Source organism: Enterobacter ludwigii (assembly GCF_001750725.1).
Lineage (GTDB): Bacteria > Pseudomonadota > Gammaproteobacteria > Enterobacterales > Enterobacteriaceae > Enterobacter > Enterobacter ludwigii.
In genome coordinates this window covers 142,191-162,057 of sequence record NZ_CP017279.1, presented here as the reverse complement: position 1 = coordinate 162,057, position 19,867 = coordinate 142,191, and the positions used below count along the sequence as shown (strand labels likewise).

Here is a 19,867-nt window from a genome sequence, read left to right as displayed (position 1 = left end):
CACTATCTCGATGAGCCTTTGATGAGTTTTGATATTGCCAAATACCCGACACTGGCGTTAGTTGACTCCACCCAGGAGTTACGCCTGTTGCCGAAAGAGAGCCTGCCGAAGCTGTGCGATGAGCTGCGTCGCTACCTGCTCGACAGCGTAAGCCGCTCCAGCGGCCATTTCGCCTCCGGGCTTGGCACGGTAGAGCTGACCGTGGCGCTGCATTATGTCTATAACACGCCGTTCGATCAGCTCATCTGGGATGTCGGCCACCAGGCCTATCCGCATAAAATTCTGACCGGACGTCGCGATAAAATTGGCACTATTCGTCAGAAAGGCGGCCTGCATCCGTTCCCATGGCGTGGCGAGAGCGAGTACGACGTATTAAGCGTTGGGCACTCCTCCACCTCAATCTCTGCGGGTATCGGTATTGCGGTGGCAGCCGAAAAAGAGAATAAACAGCGTCGTACCGTCTGCGTCATTGGCGACGGGGCGATCACTGCCGGAATGGCCTTTGAGGCCATGAACCACGCGGGCGATATCAAGCCAGACATGCTGGTTATCCTTAATGATAACGAAATGTCGATTTCCGAAAACGTGGGCGCGCTGAACAACCATCTGGCGCAGCTGCTCTCCGGCAAGCTTTACTCCTCGCTGCGCGAAGGCGGCAAAAAAGTCTTCTCCGGCGTACCGCCAATCAAAGAACTGCTTAAACGCACCGAAGAACACATCAAAGGCATGGTCGTGCCGGGTACGCTGTTTGAAGAGCTGGGCTTTAACTATATTGGTCCGGTGGACGGGCATGACGTTCTGGGGCTTGTCACCACGCTGAAAAACATGCGTGACCTGAAAGGCCCGCAGTTCCTGCATATCATGACCAAAAAAGGCCGTGGATACGAACCGGCGGAAAAAGATCCCATCACCTTCCACGCGGTACCGAAATTCGACCCGAGCAGCGGTTGCCTGCCCAAAAGCAGCGGCGGCATGCCGAGCTATTCAAAAATCTTTGGCGACTGGCTGTGTGAAACCGCCGCTAAAGACAATAAGCTCATGGCGATCACCCCGGCCATGCGTGAAGGTTCTGGCATGGTGGAGTTCTCCAAAAAATACCCGGACCAGTATTTTGACGTTGCCATTGCCGAGCAGCACGCGGTGACCTTTGCGGCAGGCCTGGCGATTGGCGGTTATAACCCGGTTGTCGCCATTTATTCCACCTTCCTGCAACGCGCCTACGACCAGGTGATCCATGACGTTGCCATCCAGAAGCTGCCGGTCCTGTTTGCTATCGACCGCGCAGGCATTGTGGGTGCTGACGGCCAGACGCACCAGGGGGCATTTGATCTGTCGTTCCTGCGCTGCGTCCCGGATATGGTCATCATGACGCCAAGCGATGAGAACGAATGTCGTCAGATGCTGTTTACCGGCTACCACTATCAGGATGGCCCTAGTGCGGTGCGCTACCCGCGCGGCAATGCCGTCGGCGTTGAACTGCAGCCGCTGGAAAAACTGCCGATAGGTAAAGGTCTGGTGAAGCGTCGCGGTGAGAAAGTGGCGATCCTGAACTTTGGTACGCTGATGCCGGAGGCCGCGAAAGTGGCTGAAGCGCTGAATGCGACCCTCGTGGATATGCGCTTTGTGAAGCCGCTCGACGAGACCCTGATCCTGAGCATGGCGGAATCTCATGACGTGCTGGTCACGCTGGAAGAAAACGCCATCATGGGCGGTGCGGGCAGCGGCGTAAACGAAGTGCTGATGGCTAACCGTAAAGCCGTGCCGGTACTGAACCTTGGTCTGCCGGATCATTTCATTCCACAAGGCACCCAGGACGAAGCCCGTGCGGCGATTGGCCTGGATGCGGCCGGCATTGAGTCGAAAATCCGTTCCTGGCTTGCCTGATCCCTCCCCTTTTCCGCTCCTGCTATGCTTAAACGTATTGTTTAAAAAAGCAGGAGCGGAACCATGCAATACACGACATTAGGAACAACAGACCTTCAGGTTTCCCGACTTTGCCTGGGATGCATGACCTTTGGCGAGCCAGACCGGGGAAATCACGCCTGGACGCTGCCGGAAGAGAGCAGCCGCCTTATCATCAAACGCGCACTCGACGGCGGGATTAACTTTTTTGATACTGCCAACAGTTACTCCGACGGCAGCAGCGAAGAGATTGTCGGCCGCGCCCTGCGCGATTTTGCCCGCCGTGACGATGTGGTCGTCGCCACCAAGGTATATCACCAGGTGGGTGATTTGCCTGAAGGTCTTTCCCGTGCGCAAATCCTGCGATCCATTGATGACAGCCTCCGGCGCCTGAATATGGATTATGTCGACCTGCTGCAGATCCACCGCTGGGATTACAACACGCCGATTGAAGAGACGCTGGAAGCCCTTAACGATGTGGTTAAGGCCGGGAAGGCGCGTTACATCGGCGCATCATCTATGCACGCTTCGCAGTTTGCCTCAGCGCTTGATCTTCAGGCGCAGCACGGCTGGGCACGGTTTGTCACCATGCAGGATCACTACAACCTTATCTATCGCGAAGAAGAGCGCGAGATGCTGCCGCTCTGCTATCAGGAAGGCGTAGCGGTGATCCCATGGAGTCCCCTGGCGCGCGGACGCCTCACCCGACCATGGGGAGAGACCACCGCCCGCTCGGTGTCGGATGCGTTCGGTAAAACCTTATACGAAGGTACGGAAGCCAGCGATGCGTTGATCGCCGAGCGTTTAGCGGGGATTGCCGATGATACCGGTGCCACGCGTGCGCAGGTAGCGCTGGCGTGGCTGCTGAGCAAACGCGGAGTCGCGGCACCGATTATCGGTACATCGCGGGAAGAACAGCTGGACGAGTTGTTGAGTGCCGTTGATTTAACGCTGACGCCTGAGCAAGTCGCCGAACTGGAAACGCCGTACCAGCAGCATCCGGTGGTCGGGTTTAAGTAAGCCCTCGCCCTGCCCGTCTCCCAAAAGGAGAGGGAACAAAACCCCTCGGCCGGGTAAGCGCAGCGCTACCCGGCAGACGAATCACGCAAAGTGGTCGTAACCCTTCCAGTCAAGCGTAACCGGCGCGCCATCACGCACAAATTTCAGCCCTTCACTTTCCGGCATAATCTGTCCGATACAGGTAAACTTCGCCCCAAGGTGAGCTAGCGCCACGTCCAGCGTTCCCCGGTTCAGTTCCGGTACGGTAAAGCACAGCTCATAATCTTCGCCGCCGGAGAGCGCCCAGCGCAGAGCCTGCTCAGGTTCCACATGGCGAAGCAATGGCTCTGACAGCGGGAACAGATCCAGATCTACGCGCGCGCCCACACCGCTGGCTTTCAGAATATGGCCGAGATCGGAGATAAGCCCGTCAGAGAGATCGATAGCCGAGCTTGCCCGCTCGCGCAGCGCCTGGCCGTGCAAAATACGCGGCGTTGGGCGCAGATGGCGTTTCACCAGATATGCCGCATCGTCGGCATCCTTGACGCGTAAGCGGTCCTGGAGGATCGCCAGCCCTGCGGCGCTGTCGCCCGGCGTGCCGGTCACGTAGATCCAGTCACCCGGCTTTGCGCCCGAGCGTTTCAGCGCCCGGCCCAGCGGGACATAGCCGTGGATCGCAAGCGTCATCGACAGCGGCCCGGCAGTGGTGTCACCGCCAATCAGCTGCATATCGTAGTAGTTGAGCTGATCAAACAGCGCATCGCTAAAGGCTTCAAGCCAGTCTTCATCCACCTCGGGCAACGTCAACGCCAGCGTCAGCCACGCGGGATCGGCGCCCATGGCCGCTAAATCGCTTACGTTGACCGCCAGCGCTTTATACGCCAGATCGGCGGGATCGATATCAGGTAAAAAATGACGTCCGCACACTAAGGTGTCGGTGCTGATTGCCAGCGTCTGTTTTTCGGGAATATTGAGAAGTGCGCAGTCATCGCCAATGCCGGTTTCAACATCAAGACGAGAGGTTCTGACACGGTCGAAATAACGGGCAATCAGGGAGAATTCGCCGCATGCCATACGTTATGCCTCAGCAAATTAAATAAAAAAACCGGAGCCGCACTGCCCGGCAGGCAATGCAAAACTCCGGTTTGCGGATCACTTTTTGTGGGGACGGATCGCAGGTGCGGCTTTATCCAGCACGCCGTTTACAAATTTATGGCTGTCTTCAGCGCCGAAGGTTTTCGCCAGTTCGATCGCTTCGTTGATGGCCACTTTGTACGGCACATCATCACGTTTAGACAACTCAAACAGCGCGATACGCAACACTGCTTTCTCAACCTGACCCAGCTCTTCGAGCAGACGGGACAGGTATGGCTTCATCAGACCATCGAGATACGCGCTATTAGTCGCCACTCCCGACAGCAGTTCACGGAAGTACAGAACGTCAACGTCTTTCACGTCCTGTTCTGACAGGAACTGGTATTCAACATCAGCGATGTCGTTCTGGGACAACTGCCAGGAGTAAAGTGCCTGGACGGCACATTCACGGGCGCGGCGACGAGCAGCAGGTTTCACGGAATTCCCCTTACAAAAAAATCAGGCCTTAATGGCTTTCAACACATTGATCATTTCAAGCGCGGTCAGTGCAGCTTCTGCACCTTTGTTACCGGCTTTGGTACCAGCGCGCTCAATGGCTTGTTCAATACTTTCGGTAGTCAGCACGCCAAACGCGACAGGAATTTCTGCATCCTGCGCAACGTGTGCCAGACCATTGCTTGCACCGCCTGCAACGTATTCGAAGTGTGCAGTGCCGCCACGAATAACGGTACCCAGCGCAATCACCGCGTCGTATTTACCGGTTTTCGCCAGCGCGCCCGCTGCCAGTGGCAGTTCATAAGCACCTGGAACCCAAACAACGGTAATGTTGTCATCTTTAACCTGGCCGATACGTTTCAGGGCGTCAATGGCACCTTCCAGCAGGCTGTCGTTGATGAAGTTGTTGAAACGCGCAATGGTGATGGCGACGCGAGCGTCCGGGGTAGCTACAGCAGCTTCAATAATGTTCATACTCTTCCTTTACGGGTTCATTTGGCCCCGCAGGGGGGCGGATTTTATCATAATACTTTGCGCACTGCTTCCCTATTTCAGGAGCAATTACGCTGGCGTTAAATGGAGGCAGACATCCGGGCCCACCGGACGAATCTCGCTAAATTTGAGTTTCGGTGCATCACCAAGTTTTTCAAGACCCGGCAGCACAAACAGACCACGCGCATCGTTACCCAACAGTTTAGGTGCAACGTAGACAATCAGCTCATCCACCAGCCCGGCCTGCAGCAGCGCGCCGGCCAGCGTCGGCCCCGCTTCTACCCAGATACTGTTCACCTGTTGCTTACCAAGCAGCATCATCAGCACCACTAAGTCGAGGTGCCCGTTATGCTCTGGCACCATGATGCTGCGTACGCCTTGCGGCCATTCACGCGCATCGTCATGCATGCGTGCAATCCAGGTTTCGCCCGGCTGTTGCACGATGCGGTGCGCTGGCGTGATGCGATTCTGGCTATCGATGACAATACGCAGCGGCTGACGCAGGTTTTCCTGCGGGTAGCACGCCTGGGTATCGGCATTCAGTTCATCCCAGCGCACGGTCATGGCAGGATTATCAGCCAGAACCGTTTCACTGCTGGTGAGGATAGCATGGCTTTGCGCGCGCAGACGTTGCACATCGCGCCTTGCCTGCGCAGAGGTGATCCACTGGCTCTCGCCGTTCGCCATCGCCGTACGACCATCCAGTGAGGCCCCAAGCTTAAGCTGAATGTACGGGAACCCGGTGCGCATGCGCTTCAGGAAGCCTTTGTTGATCGCCTCAGCATCCTGCATCATCAGGCCGTGACTGACGTCAATCCCTTCCTGCTGCAGTCGATACAGGCCGCGTCCGGCAACCTGCGGATTGGGATCCTGCATCGCCGCGACAACGCGCGCGACACCCGCCGCAATGAGTGCTTCGCAGCACGGCGGGGTACGGCCGTGGTGGCTGCAGGGTTCCAGCGTCACGTAGGCCGTTGCACCGCGCGCCTTTTCGCCGGCCATACGCAGGGCATGAACTTCGGCATGGGGCTCACCGGCACGGTAGTGAAACCCTTCGCCCACGATCTCGCCATCGTTGACAATGACGCACCCGACGTTAGGGTTGGGATGGGTGGTAAAACGACCGCGCTGCGCCAGCTTCATGGCTCGCGCCATGTAAATCTCATCCTGCATGAGCTTAATCCTGTAAGCGGGCGATCTCTTCGCCAAACTCTTTGATATCTTCGAAACTGCGGTACACAGAGGCGAAGCGGATATAGGCGACCTTATCGAGCTTTTTCAGTTGCTCCATCACCAGGTTGCCAATCATCTTGCTTGGCACCTCGCGCTCACCCAAACCACGAAGGTACGATTTTATGTGGTTTAACGCCATTTCGACGTCATCTGCACTGACAGGGCGTTTTTCCAGCGCCTTGAGCATCCCGCTGCGCAGTTTCTCTTCGTTAAACGGCTCACGCACATCGTTACTTTTTACCACGCGCGGCATTACCAGCTCTGCAACCTCAAAGGTCGTGAAACGCTCGTTGCACACCAGACATTGCCGGCGGCGGCGTACGGAAGACCCTTCGCCCACAAGGCGAGAGTCGATAACTTTGGTATCCACAGCGGAGCAGAATGGGCAATGCATACGGTATCCCTGTTATGTGGTTAACTGATTTTCATTTTACCCTGATCTGGCCTGACAACAAAGGAAGAGCTTTTTGAGACAAAGGATCTATGCCTGTTGATGCGATGCTGGCTACCATTACGGAGATCCGTTATTTCAAGGAAATAAACGCAATGACAAGACGTTACCTGAAAATATTGCTGGTGGGGAGTCTGTTTACCCTTAGCGCCTGTGCACAGCAAACCGAAGTCCGTCAAATGAAACAAAGCGTGAATACGCTCAATACCGCGATGGACAAACTGAACAAAGAAACTGTGAAGATCACCCAGCAAAACGCGCTGAATGCCAAATCCAGCAGCGGGGTTTATCTGCTGCCCGGGTCTAACACCCCGGCGCGCCTTAACAGCCAGATTGGCACGCTGAAAATGTCGCTGGTTAACGTGGCGGCCAATGCGGATGGTACTCGCGCAACATTACGCATTCAGGGGGAATCCAACGATCCTCTGCCAGCCTTTAGCGGCACCGTCGAGTGGGGGCAGATTCAGGGCACCACCGAGAACTATCAGGAAGTGAACGTGAAGAGCCAGCTGTTCACCGCACCCGCCAGCGTGCTGGCCCCGAGCGATGTTGACATTCCGATCCAGCTGAACGGACTTACGCCGGATCAGTTAGGTTTCATCCGCATTCACGATATCCAGCCCGCCGCGCAGTAATCCCCTTTCAGCGGAGTGCAATGTCACTCCGCTAACATTTACAATCCGCAAAGATTGGCAACAGAAATCATTGCCGCTACAATCCCCGCCGTTTAAAGTACGCAAACGTGAACGCAATCGATTACGCGTGTGAGAGATATGTGAAACAACACATATTTTTGTGAGCAAGGATTCCTATAATAGGCTCCGCAGAAACACGAAATATTTAGAAACGCAATTCGCGCATTTTTCACTCCCGGAAGGGAATTTCAATCAGTGGCATGATTATGAAAAAAACATTACTCGCGGCTGGCGCCGTGCTGGCACTCTCCTCCACTTTCACTGTTAACGCAGCGGAAAACGATAAACCACAATACCTCTCCGACTGGTGGCACCAGAGCGTTAACGTGGTCGGCAGCTATCACACCCGTTTCGGACCACAGATCCGCAACGATACCTACCTGGAGTACGAAGCCTTCGCCAAGAAAGACTGGTTCGATTTCTACGGCTATATGGATGCACCGGTCTTCTTCGGCGGTAACACCGATGCGAAAGGTATCTGGAACCACGGTTCCCCCCTGTTCATGGAGATCGAACCCCGCTTCTCCATTGATAAGCTGACGGGCACCAGCCTGGCGTTTGGTCCATTCAAAGAGTGGTACTTCGCGAACAACTACATCTACGACATGGGCCGTAACGCGTCCGGTCGTCAGAGCACCTGGTATATGGGTCTGGGTACCGACATCGATACCGGTCTGCCAATGAGCCTGTCCCTGAACGTCTATGCGAAATACCAGTGGCAGAACTACGGTGCCGCGAACGAAAACGAGTGGGATGGCTACCGTTTCAAAGTGAAATACTTTGTGCCAATTACCCAGCTGTGGGGCGGTAACCTGAGCTATATCGGTTTCACCAACTTTGACTGGGGTTCAGACCTGGGCGACAACGACTTCCGTGATCTGAACGGTAAGAAAGCGCGTACCAACGACTCCATCGCCTCCAGCCACATCCTGGCGCTGAACTACGATCACTGGCATTACTCCGTTGTTGCGCGTTACTGGCACAACGGCGGTCAGTGGAACGATGACGCAAGCCTGAACTTCGGCAATGGCGACTTCAGCGTACGTTCTACCGGTTGGGGTGGTTACCTGGTTGTCGGTTACAACTTCTGATGTGAAAGAAGGCAAAAACGGACAAAGCCAGCTGATATGCTGGCTTTTTTATTGCTTCACCTTACGCAGAAAATCCGCCAGCGATCGCTCCGCGCTTTCGCTAAAACGCCTCTGCGTGAGCGTAATATTCAGACACCTGTCGAGCCGGAAGCAGCGGTAGTCATCTCGCCGTTCACACCACGCGGCCAGCAGCCAATGCTCTCCCCAGAAGAACAGCCCCAGCGGCTGAATGTCGCGCCATGTCAGATGCCCGGCTTCATCACGATAATGCAGCGCCAGTACGCACTGGGCAGAAATAGCCTGATGAATAACATCAAAGTCGCTGCGCGAATGCGGCTGAAGCGCAATATCCGGCGCATATATCCGCGTCTGCTCCGCCTTACGTCGGCTCTCCTCGGGCAGGATCGCCAGCACCTTCTCCTGCGCCGACTCAAGCTCACGCGAGAGCGAGTCGCCGCCCCAGGTTTTCAGCAGACGGATGGCGACCATCAGCGCTTCAGATTCTTTGTTCGTCAGCATCAGCGGAGGTAAGTCAAAACCGGACATCAGCCGATAGCCGCTTCCCGCCTCCCCTTCCACCGGCACGCCGGAAAGCGACAGGTCGCGGATATCACGGTATACGGTCCGTTCCGATACGCTCAACCTGTCCGCCAGATGCGCTGCCGTTGTCAGACGCCTGCCTCTCAGGATCTGCACAATCTGAAACAAACGGTCAGCGCGTCGGGTCATATCGTATTCAGCTCTCAGGCAGGTTGATGGAGGCCGACGCGATTACCTTCGCTGTCGGTAAACAAGGCTATGGTGCCAATGCCACGCGGCAATTCCAGCGGGCCAAACACGCACTCGCCACCCGCAGACGCGATGCGATCGAGCGTTGCCGCCAGGTTGTCAGTATGCAGGTAAATAATAGCGCCCTGTACGGACGGTGTAATGCCCTCAAATTTTGCCAGCGCGCCGCCGGTGGCCGGATCGTCATGCGGGAAAACGGCTAACTCAGCCACATCCATCTTCTCTCGTCTCAGCTGTACCTGCATCACGGGCTCATAAAATTTGATAGCGCGATCCATATCGGCGACCGGAATTTCAAACCAGTTAATTACACTCTTCATACATCCTCCTGCCTGTTGTTTGGGTTCGAAAAGAGTCTACGACAGGGCTCCTGACAGCATACTGTCAGGAGTGTTTGGCAGGAGCAGATAAAAAAAATCCCGGTCAACAGACCGGGATTTCGGGAACGAACGACACGTCGTCTTACGGCAGAATAGACGGCTGATCCGCCCCTTCTTTCTCGACTTTCTGCTGGAGCAGGTGCTCGCGCTTCATGCCAAGTTTCAGTGCCAGTGCGGAGGCGACGTAGATAGACGAAGCCGTACCGATAGAGACACCGATCAGCATGGTCAGCGAGAAGCCTTCCAGTACCGGGCCACCGAAGAGGAACAGCATCAGGATCACCATCAAGGTGGTTCCGGATGTGATCAACGTACGGTGCAGCGTCTGGGTCAACGACACGTTAAAGATTTCGTACGGCGTACCGCGACGGATCTTACGGAAGTTTTCACGAATACGGTCAGATACCACGATACTGTCGTTCAGTGAGTAACCGATAACGGACATCAGGGATGCCACGATTGTCAGGTCAATCTCAATGTGGAACAGAGACAGTATGCCCATGGTGATCACCACGTCGTGCGCCAGGGCGATAACCACACCCGCCGCCAGTCGCCACTCAAAGCGGAAACCGACATACACCAGAATGGAGATCAGAGCCACCAGCAGCGCCATCGCACCGGTTTGCGCCAGGTCAGCACCTACGCTTGGCCCGACGAACTCGATACGCTTAACCGTCGCATGCTGGTTGGTTGTTTCGTTAACCACGTTAACAACCTTGCTGCCCAGCTCCTGGCTGCCGTTCGCATCGTGCACCGGCGGCATACGCACCATGATGTCACGGCTGCTGCCGAAGTTCTGCAGCAACGGCTCTTCAAAGCCCGCTTTCTGCAAAGACTGGCGCATCTGGTCCATATCGACCGGTTTTTCCAGGGAGATCTCAATTACCGTACCACCGGTGAAATCAAGACCCCAGTTAAAGCCTTTCACGCCCATCACGATAAGGGAGAGGATCAGCAGTAAACCTGAAATGCCGAAAGCCCAGTAGTCCCAGCGCATAAAGTCCCAGACTTTACGGCCGTGGTTCAATTGTTCAACAGTATATTCCTGTGCCACAACGCACTCCTCAGATAGACAGCTTTTTGACGCGCTTGCCGCCATACAGCAGGTTCACGATGGCACGGGTGCCGACAATAGCGGTAAACATTGACGTTGCAACACCGATACCGGTGGTGATCGCAAAGCCTTTGATAGCGCCAGTCCCCACTGCATACAGGATAAGAACCTTAATCAGTGTTGTTACGTTCGCATCGAAGATGGAGCTGAATGCCCCTTTGTAGCCTTCGTCAATCGCCTGCTGAACAGAGCGACCGTTGCTTAACTCTTCTTTGATACGTTCGTTTATCAGTACGTTGGCGTCGACCGCCACCGCAAGGGTTAAGACGATACCGGCAATCCCCGGCATGGTCAGCGTCGCCCCCGGCAGCAGAGACATGATGCCGATAATCAGCACCAGGTTCGCAACCAGTGCGCTTGTCGCAATCAGACCAAACTTCTTATAGAAGAAGATCATGAAGAGGATGGAGACCACCAGACCGGCCAGACACGCTTCCAGACCCTGCTTGATGTTTTGCATCCCCAGCGTTGGACCAATGGTACGTTCTTCAACAATCTGAATCGGTGCAATCAGCGCACCGGCACGCAGCAGCAGCGAAAGCTGACGCGCTTCGTTCGGGTTGTTGATACCGGTGATACGGAAGCTGTTACCCAGACGAGACTGGATGTTGGCGATGTTAATCACCTCTTCCTCTTTCACCAGCACCGCGCGGCCGTTTGCATCTTTCTTACCGCTGTCTTTGTACTCCACAAACAGGGTCGCCATCGGTTTACCGATGTTGTCCTTGGTGAAGTTAGACATGATGTTACCACCCGCGCTATCCAGCGAGATGTTAACCTGCGGCTGGTTGTATTCGTCCTGGCTGGATGTGGAGTCGGTGATGTGGTCACCGGTCAGGATCACGCGTTTGTACAGCACAACTGGCTGACCTTCGCGGGTCTGTTTCACTTCCGAATCACCCGGAATACGGCCAGCGGCGGCAGCGGACTGATCGACGTTGGAGTTAACCAGACGGAATTCCAGCGTGGCAGTTGCCCCCAGAATCTCTTTCGCACGTGCCGTGTCCTGAATACCCGGGAGTTCCACCACGATACGGTCAGCACCCTGACGCTGTACCAGTGGCTCAGCAACCCCCAGCTGGTTTACACGGTTACGCAGAATATTGATGTTCTGCTGAACGGCGTATTCACGGGCTTCTTTCAGGCGAGCATCGGTCATCACCGCGCGCAGCTGGTTGCTGCCCTGAGAGGTGATCACGAGGTCACGGTGACGTTGAGTCAGGTAATCTACAGCCTGATCGCGCGCCGCGCTGTCGCGGAACGTGATGCTCATACCGTAGTTATCTTCTTTACGAACGGTAGTGTAAGCGATGCCTTTTTCGCGCAGATCGCTGCGCAGGCTGTCGATGTTTTGTTCCTGCAGTTTGCCGAGCGCGGTATCCATATCCACTTCCATCAGGAAGTGAACACCGCCACGCAGGTCAAGACCGAGTTTCATTGGCTCTGCATTCAACGCAGCCAGCCAACGCGGGGTTGCAGGAGCAAGGTTAAGCGCCACGACGTATTTATCACCCAGCACGCCCATCAGCACTTCGCGAGCGCGGAGCTGCGTGTCGGTGGTGTCGAAGCGAGCAAGAATTGCGCCCTCTTCCAGAGCCACAGACTTAGCGGTAATTTTTTCTTCTTGTAACGATTTCTGGACCTGGATCAGCGTTTGCTCACTGGCGGCGACACCGCGCGCGCCAGTGATTTGAACAGCCGGATCCTCACCATACAGGTTGGGAAGCGCGTACAGCAGGCCGACGAGAATCACGGCGACCAGCATGATGTACTTCCACAAAGGATAACGGTTTAACACGGCAGTTCCCTTTGGGAAAAGTTGGGATTACAGCGCCTTCATGGTGCCTTTCGGCAGAACGGCAGCTACGAAGTCACGTTTGATAACCACTTCAGTGGTGTCGTTCAGGGCAATAGCAATGTAGCCACTTTCAGCCACTTTGGTTACGCGACCGACCAGACCACCGTTGGTCAGCACTTCATCACCTTTGGCAATGGAGTCCATCAGCTTTTTGTGCTCTTTGGTACGCTTCTGCTGTGGGCGCAGGATCATGAAGTAGAAGATCAGACCGAACACAACCAGCATCAGAATCAGAGACATCGGGCTGCCCTGCGCCGGAGCACCTGTTGCCGCTACCGCATCAGAAATAAAAAAGCTCATTCAAATTCCCTCATTATTAAAATTAATCAACGTTCAAAGGTGGAACGGTTCGACCCTGACGTTGGTAAAAATCGGTCACGAAGCTCTCTAATTTACCCTCTTCAATAGCCTTGCGTAAACCAGCCATTAAGCGCTGATAATAACGAAGATTATGAATGGTATTGAGACGCGCGCCCAAAATCTCATTGCAACGATCAAGATGATGCAGGTACGCGCGAGAATAATTGCGACAGGTGTAGCAATCGCACTCGGAATCGAGCGGGCTGGTGTCACTCTTATGCTTCGCGTTACGGATTTTCACCACGCCATCGGTCACAAACAGATGACCGTTACGCGCGTTGCGGGTTGGCATAACGCAGTCGAACATATCAATGCCGCGGCGCACACCTTCAACCAGGTCCTCAGGTTTACCCACACCCATCAGGTAACGGGGTTTATCTGCCGGGATTTGCGGGCAGACATGCTCCAGAATGCGATGCATGTCTTCCTTCGGTTCACCCACAGCCAAACCGCCGACAGCGTAGCCATCAAAACCTATCTCTACCAGACCTTTAACAGAGATATCGCGTAAATCTTCGTAAACACTGCCCTGGATAATACCGAACAGCGCATTTTTGTTCTGCAGGGAGTCAAAGCGGTCACGGCTACGCTTCGCCCAGCGCAACGACATCTCCATGGAGCGTTTCGCGTAATCCCAGTCGGCCGGGTATGGCGTACATTCGTCGAAGATCATCACGATATCAGAGCCGAGATCGTACTGAATCTCCATAGACTTTTCAGGATCGAGGAAAATCGGATCGCCGTTGATCGGATTACGGAAGTGTACACCCTGCTCGGTGATCTTACGGATGTCGCCCAGGCTGAAGACCTGGAAACCACCGGAGTCGGTCAGGATCGGGCCTTTCCACTGCATGAAGTCATGCAAATCGCCGTGCAGCTTCATGATCTCCTGACCAGGACGCAGCCACAGGTGGAAGGTATTGCCGAGGATAATCTGTGCGCCAGTGGCTTCCACTTCTTCCGGCGTCATCCCTTTTACGGTGCCGTAGGTGCCCACAGGCATAAACGCGGGGGTTTCCACCACGCCGCGATCAAACACCAGGCGGCCGCGACGTGCGCGACCATCGGTGGTATCGAGTTCAAATTTCATTTTTTCTCCGACGTCAGAAAAACAGTCCAACGTTGTAAAACGGTGCCGCGGACTTATTCCCCGACACGCTCATTCAAAGCCTGCGGATTGTACGTGATAAACATCGCGTCCCCGTAGCTAAAAAAGCGATATTTTTGTTCTACCGCAGACTTGTACGCCGCCATGGTGTGCTGATACCCCGCAAAAGCGGACACCAGCATAATCAGCGTTGATTCAGGCAGATGGAAGTTGGTTACCAGGGCATCAATCACGTTGTACTGATAGCCCGGGTAGATAAAGATCTGCGTATCGCCAAAGAAAGGCTCAATCAGGTCATTTTTGGCGGCCTGCGCGGCGCTCTCAAGGGAGCGTACCGACGTGGTGCCCACTGCCACAACGCGGTTACCGCGTGCTTTGGCGGCCAGAACGGCATCCACCACCTCTTGCGGCACTTCGGCATATTCGGAGTGCATGATGTGGTCTTCGATGCTGTCCACGCGCACCGGCTGGAACGTACCCGCACCGACATGCAGGGTCACGAAGGCCATCTCGATACCTTTCGCGCGCAATTTTTCCAGCAGCGGTTCATCAAAATGCAGGCCCGCCGTCGGCGCGGCGACCGCGCCAGGTTTCTGGCTGTAGACGGTCTGGTACAGCTCGCGGTCAGCCTCTTCGTCCGGGCGCTCGATGTAAGGGGGCAGCGGCATATGGCCGATCGCGTTCAGGATGTCGAGCACCGTGCGCTCGTCATTGAACGCCACCTCAAACAGCGCATCGTGACGCGCGGTCATGGTTGCACGGATGCTCTCATCATCGCCAAGCAGCAGCTCTGCACCCGGCTTCGGCGCTTTAGAGGCGCGAATATGTGCCAGAATACGTTTATCATCAAGCATACGTTCGACCAGCACTTCAATCTTGCCGCCGCTGGCTTTACGGCCAAACAGACGCGCCGGGATCACCCGGGTATTGTTAAAGACCAGCAGATCGCCAGGGTTGAGCTTGTCGAGCAAATCGGTGAAAGTACCGTGCGTCAGCTCGCCCGTCGGCCCATCCAGTGACAGCAAACGACAGCTACTGCGCTCAGGCATTGGGTAGTGAGCAATCAGGGATTCAGGTAGTTCAAAGGAGAAATCGGCGACGCGCATGACGTATACTCGTGACTTAAAAACAGGCGGCATAGTCTAGTGCTCACACCCTTTTGCTGCAACAACTAGCCGCCCCTGGACAAATAAAACGCATGAATTTTCTCGCTCACCTGCATCTTGCTCATCTCGCTGACAGCTCTCTTTCCGGCAATCTGCTGGCCGATTTCGTGCGCGGTAATCCCGCCGACGCGTACTCCGCAGAGGTTGTCGACGGGATTTTTATGCATCGCCGTATCGACGTACTGACCGATAACCTGCCGGAAGTCCAGGAAGCCAAAGCGTGGTTCCGCCCTGAAACGCGGCGCGTCGCACCGATCACGCTCGATGTAATGTGGGACCATTTCCTCTCGCGGCACTGGGAAACACTCTCTCCTGAGATGCCCCTAAACGCGTTCGTGCGCTATGCCCACCAACAGGTGTCCATTATTTTGCCGGATTCGCCGCCGCGCTTTGTGAATCTGAATAACTATCTCTGGTCAGAACGCTGGCTTGAGCGCTATCGCGAGATGGACTTTATACAGAATGTGTTAAACGGGATGGCGAGTCGCCGACCGCGACTCGACGCGCTGCGCGATTCCTGGCATGACCTGGACGCCCACTACGAGGCGCTGGAGACACGGTTCTGGCAGTTCTACCCGCGTATGATGACCCAGGCGAAAAACAAACAGCTATAACAGAAATGCCATTGATAGGTGAAAGCTTGCTGAACGATTGTTAGCGCCTCTTTGTCTTATCAATGAACACTCTCTATACTGGGCGGCGTTGCGTTCCAAATAACCTTAGTATCTACAGGAGAATCACATGGTTCTGGTAACTCGTCCGGCTCCGGATTTTACAGCTGCAGCAGTTCTGGGCAACGGTGAAATCGTTGAAAACTTCAACTTCAAACAGCACACCAACGGTAAAGCGACCGTTCTGTTCTTCTGGCCAATGGACTTCACTTTCGTTTGCCCGTCTGAGCTGATCGCATTCGACAAACGTTACGAAGAATTCCAGAAGCGTGGCGTAGAAGTTGTAGGCGTCTCCTTCGACTCTGAATTTGTACACAACGCATGGCGTAACACCCCTGTCGACAAAGGCGGCATCGGTGCGGTGAAATACGCAATGGTTGCGGACATCAAACGCGAAATCCAGCAGGCTTACGGTATCGAACATCCGGACGCTGGTGTTGCACTGCGCGGTTCTTTCCTGATCGACGCAAACGGCATCGTTCGTCACCAGGTTGTTAACGATCTGCCACTGGGTCGTAACATCGACGAAATGCTGCGCATGGTTGACGCGCTGCAGTTCCACGAAGAGCACGGTGAAGTGTGCCCGGCTCAGTGGGAAAAAGGTAAAGAAGGTATGAACGCGTCTCCGGACGGCGTTGCTAAATACCTGTCTGAGAACGTATCCAGCCTGTAATCGGCACGGTTTACGGAAAAGGCCCGCATTAGCGGGCCTTTTTGTTTTGTACGATCTCACTTTCACACGTTAAAACGCGAAGCACGAGCACCCCAGCACGCCCCAGAATGCCTGGTCATCAGATACCGGGATATCCGATTGCCGCGCAATGCCGTGCGCATGGCCATGCACCCCGCAGCTACCAATGCACTGGTGCATCTGTACCACCGCCCCCACTTTACTGGCTGCAGGCGGCGCAGAGCGGTAATGCCCCGGGACTTTCACGACCGGTGACCACGCCGGCACAACCGGGATCGGCGGCGGTGACAGCGGACTGAAATGACCGGCGGCATACACGACCTTGCCATCCACAACGGTCAGCACCGATTCAATGCCCTTGATCTCCTCTTCCGTCACGCTGAAGTAATCTTTCGACAGCACCACAAGGTCCGCAAGCTGCCCTTCAACCAGACGGCCTTTTTTACCCTGTTCGCTGGAAAACCACGCGCTGCCTGCGGTCCACAGCTCCAGCGCTACCTCACGCGGCAGGCGGTTATTGTCGTCATACATCGCCAGGCCGCCGACGGTTCGCCCGGAGACCAGCCAGTAGAGCGCCGTCCACGGGTTATAGCTCGCCACACGGGTTGCGTCGGTACCTAGCCCAACCGGCACGTCCAGTTCCAGCATTTTCGCCACCGGCGGCGTGTGTTTCACCGCCTCTTTGCCGTAGCGGTCGACGAAATATTCGCCCTGGAACGCCATACGGTGCTGTACCGCAATACCGCCCCCCAACGCTTTGACGCGCTCGATATTACGCTCGGTAATGGTCTCCGCATGGTCAAAGAACCAGTGCAGGCCGTTAAACGGAATCTCACGGTTCACCTTCTCAAAGACATCCAGCATCCGGCTGATGGATTCGTCATAGGTGGCATGCAGCCGGAACGGCCAGCGGTTTTCCACCAGGTGGCGCACCACGCGTTCCAGCTCGTCTTCCATCCCTTGCGGCAGATCCGGGCGCGGCTGGAGGAAATCTTCAAAATCCGCCGCCGAGAAGACCAGCATCTCTCCTGCCCCGTTCGCACGATAAAAGTCTGTGCCCTGCCCCGGTTTGAGCATATCGGTCCAGCGCTCAAAATCCTCCAGCTCCTGTTTAGGGCGCTGGGTGAAGAGGTTGTAGGCAATACGCACCGTCATCTGCTCTTTGGCGTGCAGTTCGGCAATCACCTCGTAATCTTCCGGGTAGTTCTGGAAGCCGCCGCCGGCATCAATGGCGCTGGTCAGCCCCAGACGGTTAAGCTCACGCATAAACTGGCGCGTGGAGTTAACCTGCTGCTCAATGGGGAGTTTCGGTCCTTTTGCCAGCGTGGCGTAGAGGATCATCGCGTTAGGTTTAGCGATCAGCAGCCCGGTCGGGTTGCCGTGGTTATCACGCACAATCTCCCCGCCCGGCGGGTTTGGCGTCTCTTTGGTGTAGCCGACAGCTTTCAACGCAGCGCGGTTAAGCAGGGCACGATCGTAGAGGTGCAGGACAAACACCGGCGTATCCGGTGCCGCCTCGTTAAGCTCTTCGATGGTCGGCATCCGGCGTTCGGCGAACTGAAACTCGCTCCAGCCGCCCACCACCCGAACCCACTGAGGTGAAGGTGTACGATCGGCCTGATCTTTCAACATCCTTAGCGCATCCGCCAGCGACGGTACGCCTTCCCAGCGCAGCTCGAGGTTGTAGTTCAGCCCGCCGCGGATCAGGTGCAGGTGCGAATCGTTAAGCCCGGGGATCACCGTACTTCCCTTCAGATCGACAATCTGCGTTCCCTGTGTCGCATAGCTCATAATGCGATCGTGGTTGCCCGTCGCCAGGATCTTGCCGTTAGCAATAGCCACCGCTTCCGTGAGCGGCTTTTCGCGATCGAGGGTATGGATCTTACCTTTGGTTAAGATCAGTGTGGCAGTTTGAGACATAACGTACTCCTTTCAGCCGAATCAGGCTTTTTTGAGCCATCCGGCAAACAGACGGGTCACGATGGGCATCCACAGCCAGACCACCAGCGCGACCACACAGGCATCGTTAATCAGATGCAGCAACAACGTACCTTTCAGGCCAGGAAGCAACGCACCGGTGACCAGCGGTACCAGGTTGGTACTGGGAAAGATAACCAGCAGGGTAATGAGAAACTGTTTCCACTGTTTAGGCTTACGCACGTGAGGCTCCGGTGGGGTAAACCAGAACGCCGCCTCGGTACGCACTTCGGTTTTATCGCCTTCCGCCAGCAGCGGTTCAATCTCTTTTACCAGCGCATTACGGGTATCGGACTGGGTCCACGCAGAGAGGTGTTCGAGGGTGTCGAAACGGATTATCACCGTCCACAGATGTTGTCCGTCGGTCGGGCGGATGACGTTCGCGCCAAGATGTCCCGGAAATTCCGCCGCGATGGGCATGATCTTACCCAGCCACTGTTCGTATCGCTCAGCCTGACCCGGCAGCAAGGTGTGGGTGATCACCAGCGTGACATGCGATGTGTGCGCCATAATAGTTTCCTGGTCATTAATGGGCGGGAGAACCCCGCCCTGAAAGGTTTACGCTTTGCGTTCTGGCGCGCCGTGAACGAGGGTGTAGGCATAGTCAACGCCCATGCCATAAGCACCGCTGTGCTCACGGACCAGGTCCATGACCGCGTCGTAAGTGCCTTTGCGAGACCAGTCGCGCTGATACTCAAGCAGCACCTGCTGCCAGGTCACAGGAACCGCGCCCGCTTGAACCATACGGTCAATCGCACGTTCATGGGCATCTACGGAGGTACCGCCGGAAGTATCGGTCACTACATAAACTTCAAACCCTTCATCCAGAGCCATCAGCGCCGGGAAGGTCAGGCAAACTTCGGTCCACAGGGCTGAGATGATAAGTTTCTTGCGGCCCGTTGCTTTCACTGCCGCAACAAACGCATCGTCTTCCCAGGAGTTCATAGAGGTACGTTCAATCGGTTTAACCGCCGGGTGAACCGCCAGCAATTCTGGCCAGATGTATCCGCTAAAGCTTTTTGTTTCGACAGAGGTGTAGATAACCGGAACATCAAAAATTTTGCCTGCTTTTGCCAGAGCCACCGTATTATTCTTTAATAACTGACGGTCAATATTTGCCACGCCAAAAGACATTTGCGGTTGGTGATCGATAAAAATCAGTACGGAATTGGACGGGTCAATCAGTTCACGAATAGACATAAAAGTACCTTTTAATCAATGTGTTAAAAGCCAACGTTTTGGTGTGCTATATGAGAAAGGGCCCTGACTGATAAAGCAATTTGAGTATAGCGAGAATTGA

The 19,867-nt window shown here is 55.3% G+C and carries 21 protein-coding genes; 6 read left to right on the top strand and 15 right to left on the bottom strand.

The window, feature by feature from the left end; genetic code table 11:
* Positions 1-21 precede the first annotated feature (21 nt).
* Positions 22-1,884 carry a 1-deoxy-D-xylulose-5-phosphate synthase gene (gene dxs, locus BH714_RS00765; RefSeq protein WP_032677513.1) on the top strand — a complete coding sequence of 621 codons (1,863 nt, stop codon included), beginning with the start codon at positions 22-24 and terminating at the stop codon, positions 1,882-1,884.
* Positions 1,885-1,947: 63 nt separating this feature from the next.
* Complete coding sequence (locus BH714_RS00760) at positions 1,948-2,922, top strand: aldo/keto reductase (protein WP_032677512.1); 975 nt, start codon at positions 1,948-1,950, stop codon at positions 2,920-2,922.
* Positions 2,923-3,003: 81 nt separating this feature from the next.
* Here the strand turns inward: BH714_RS00760 and thiL are convergent, their stop codons facing one another.
* From thiL to nrdR, 5 genes are all read right to left on the bottom strand, one after another.
* Positions 3,004-3,975 carry a thiamine-phosphate kinase gene (gene thiL / locus BH714_RS00755; protein WP_020885221.1) on the bottom strand — a complete coding sequence of 324 codons (972 nt, stop codon included), beginning with the start codon at positions 3,973-3,975 and terminating at the stop codon, positions 3,004-3,006.
* Between the two features lie 78 nt (positions 3,976-4,053).
* Positions 4,054-4,473 carry a transcription antitermination factor NusB gene (nusB, locus tag BH714_RS00750; RefSeq protein ID WP_006809908.1) on the bottom strand — a complete coding sequence of 140 codons (420 nt, stop codon included), beginning with the start codon at positions 4,471-4,473 and terminating at the stop codon, positions 4,054-4,056.
* A gap of 21 nt (positions 4,474-4,494) precedes the next feature.
* Positions 4,495-4,965, bottom strand: a complete 471-nt coding sequence (ribH, locus tag BH714_RS00745) for a 6,7-dimethyl-8-ribityllumazine synthase (protein ID WP_006176874.1) — start codon at positions 4,963-4,965, stop codon at positions 4,495-4,497.
* Positions 4,966-5,052: 87 nt separating this feature from the next.
* Positions 5,053-6,156 carry a bifunctional diaminohydroxyphosphoribosylaminopyrimidine deaminase/5-amino-6-(5-phosphoribosylamino)uracil reductase RibD gene (gene ribD, locus BH714_RS00740; RefSeq protein ID WP_040016784.1) on the bottom strand — a complete coding sequence of 368 codons (1,104 nt, stop codon included), beginning with the start codon at positions 6,154-6,156 and terminating at the stop codon, positions 5,053-5,055.
* Positions 6,157-6,160: 4 nt separating this feature from the next.
* The gene (gene nrdR, locus BH714_RS00735) at positions 6,161-6,610 is read right to left on the bottom strand and encodes a transcriptional regulator NrdR (protein WP_008503337.1); all 450 of its coding nucleotides are present in this window, start codon (positions 6,608-6,610) and stop codon (positions 6,161-6,163) included.
* A gap of 152 nt (positions 6,611-6,762) precedes the next feature.
* Here nrdR and BH714_RS00730 point away from each other — a divergent pair, with 152 nt between their 5' ends.
* Positions 6,763-7,302 (top strand): SadB/YajI family lipoprotein, encoded by a 540-nt coding sequence (locus BH714_RS00730; protein WP_025204974.1) that lies wholly within the window; start codon positions 6,763-6,765, stop codon positions 7,300-7,302.
* A 266-nt stretch (positions 7,303-7,568) separates the two neighbouring features.
* Positions 7,569-8,453: a nucleoside-specific channel-forming protein Tsx gene (locus tag BH714_RS00725; RefSeq protein WP_025204975.1), complete on the top strand. Its 885-nt coding sequence runs from the start codon at positions 7,569-7,571 to the stop codon at positions 8,451-8,453.
* Positions 8,454-8,501: 48 nt separating this feature from the next.
* Here BH714_RS00725 and BH714_RS00720 read toward each other — a convergent pair whose 3' ends face one another.
* The 7 genes from BH714_RS00720 to queA all read right to left on the bottom strand — a co-directional run bounded on the left by BH714_RS00720 (position 8,502) and on the right by queA (position 15,168).
* Entirely contained in the window at positions 8,502-9,182 is a 681-nt protein-coding gene (locus BH714_RS00720; protein WP_014168847.1) for a helix-turn-helix transcriptional regulator, read from the bottom strand.
* Positions 9,183-9,196: 14 nt separating this feature from the next.
* The gene (locus BH714_RS00715) at positions 9,197-9,562 is read right to left on the bottom strand and encodes a VOC family protein (RefSeq protein WP_020885224.1); all 366 of its coding nucleotides are present in this window, start codon (positions 9,560-9,562) and stop codon (positions 9,197-9,199) included.
* A 142-nt stretch (positions 9,563-9,704) separates the two neighbouring features.
* Positions 9,705-10,676 carry a protein translocase subunit SecF gene (secF, locus tag BH714_RS00710; protein ID WP_020885225.1) on the bottom strand — a complete coding sequence of 324 codons (972 nt, stop codon included), beginning with the start codon at positions 10,674-10,676 and terminating at the stop codon, positions 9,705-9,707.
* A gap of 10 nt (positions 10,677-10,686) precedes the next feature.
* The gene (gene secD / locus BH714_RS00705; protein WP_014168844.1) at positions 10,687-12,534 is read right to left on the bottom strand and encodes a protein translocase subunit SecD; all 1,848 of its coding nucleotides are present in this window, start codon (positions 12,532-12,534) and stop codon (positions 10,687-10,689) included.
* A 27-nt stretch (positions 12,535-12,561) separates the two neighbouring features.
* The gene (gene yajC / locus BH714_RS00700; protein WP_000007630.1) at positions 12,562-12,894 is read right to left on the bottom strand and encodes a preprotein translocase subunit YajC; all 333 of its coding nucleotides are present in this window, start codon (positions 12,892-12,894) and stop codon (positions 12,562-12,564) included.
* A gap of 22 nt (positions 12,895-12,916) precedes the next feature.
* Positions 12,917-14,044 (bottom strand): tRNA guanosine(34) transglycosylase Tgt, encoded by a 1,128-nt coding sequence (gene tgt / locus BH714_RS00695; protein WP_020885227.1) that lies wholly within the window; start codon positions 14,042-14,044, stop codon positions 12,917-12,919.
* Between the two features lie 53 nt (positions 14,045-14,097).
* Positions 14,098-15,168 carry a tRNA preQ1(34) S-adenosylmethionine ribosyltransferase-isomerase QueA gene (gene queA / locus BH714_RS00690; RefSeq protein WP_032677507.1) on the bottom strand — a complete coding sequence of 357 codons (1,071 nt, stop codon included), beginning with the start codon at positions 15,166-15,168 and terminating at the stop codon, positions 14,098-14,100.
* A gap of 92 nt (positions 15,169-15,260) precedes the next feature.
* Here queA and acpH point away from each other — a divergent pair, with 92 nt between their 5' ends.
* Positions 15,261-15,842, top strand: coding sequence for an ACP phosphodiesterase (gene acpH / locus BH714_RS00685; protein WP_025204983.1), 582 nt, complete (start codon positions 15,261-15,263; stop codon positions 15,840-15,842).
* Between the two features lie 127 nt (positions 15,843-15,969).
* Positions 15,970-16,572: a peroxiredoxin gene (locus BH714_RS00680; RefSeq protein ID WP_014168840.1), complete on the top strand. Its 603-nt coding sequence runs from the start codon at positions 15,970-15,972 to the stop codon at positions 16,570-16,572.
* Between the two features lie 69 nt (positions 16,573-16,641).
* Here BH714_RS00680 and BH714_RS00675 read toward each other — a convergent pair whose 3' ends face one another.
* Genes BH714_RS00675 through BH714_RS00665 form a run of 3 tightly spaced genes read right to left on the bottom strand, consistent with a single transcriptional unit; the run spans position 16,642 to position 19,767 of the window.
* Positions 16,642-18,510 (bottom strand): amidohydrolase, encoded by a 1,869-nt coding sequence (locus BH714_RS00675; protein ID WP_040016783.1) that lies wholly within the window; start codon positions 18,508-18,510, stop codon positions 16,642-16,644.
* Between the two features lie 21 nt (positions 18,511-18,531).
* Entirely contained in the window at positions 18,532-19,077 is a 546-nt protein-coding gene (locus BH714_RS00670) for an antibiotic biosynthesis monooxygenase (RefSeq protein ID WP_014168838.1), read from the bottom strand.
* A gap of 48 nt (positions 19,078-19,125) precedes the next feature.
* Positions 19,126-19,767 carry a hydrolase gene (locus BH714_RS00665; protein ID WP_014168837.1) on the bottom strand — a complete coding sequence of 214 codons (642 nt, stop codon included), beginning with the start codon at positions 19,765-19,767 and terminating at the stop codon, positions 19,126-19,128.
* Between the last annotated feature and the right edge of the window lie 100 nt (positions 19,768-19,867).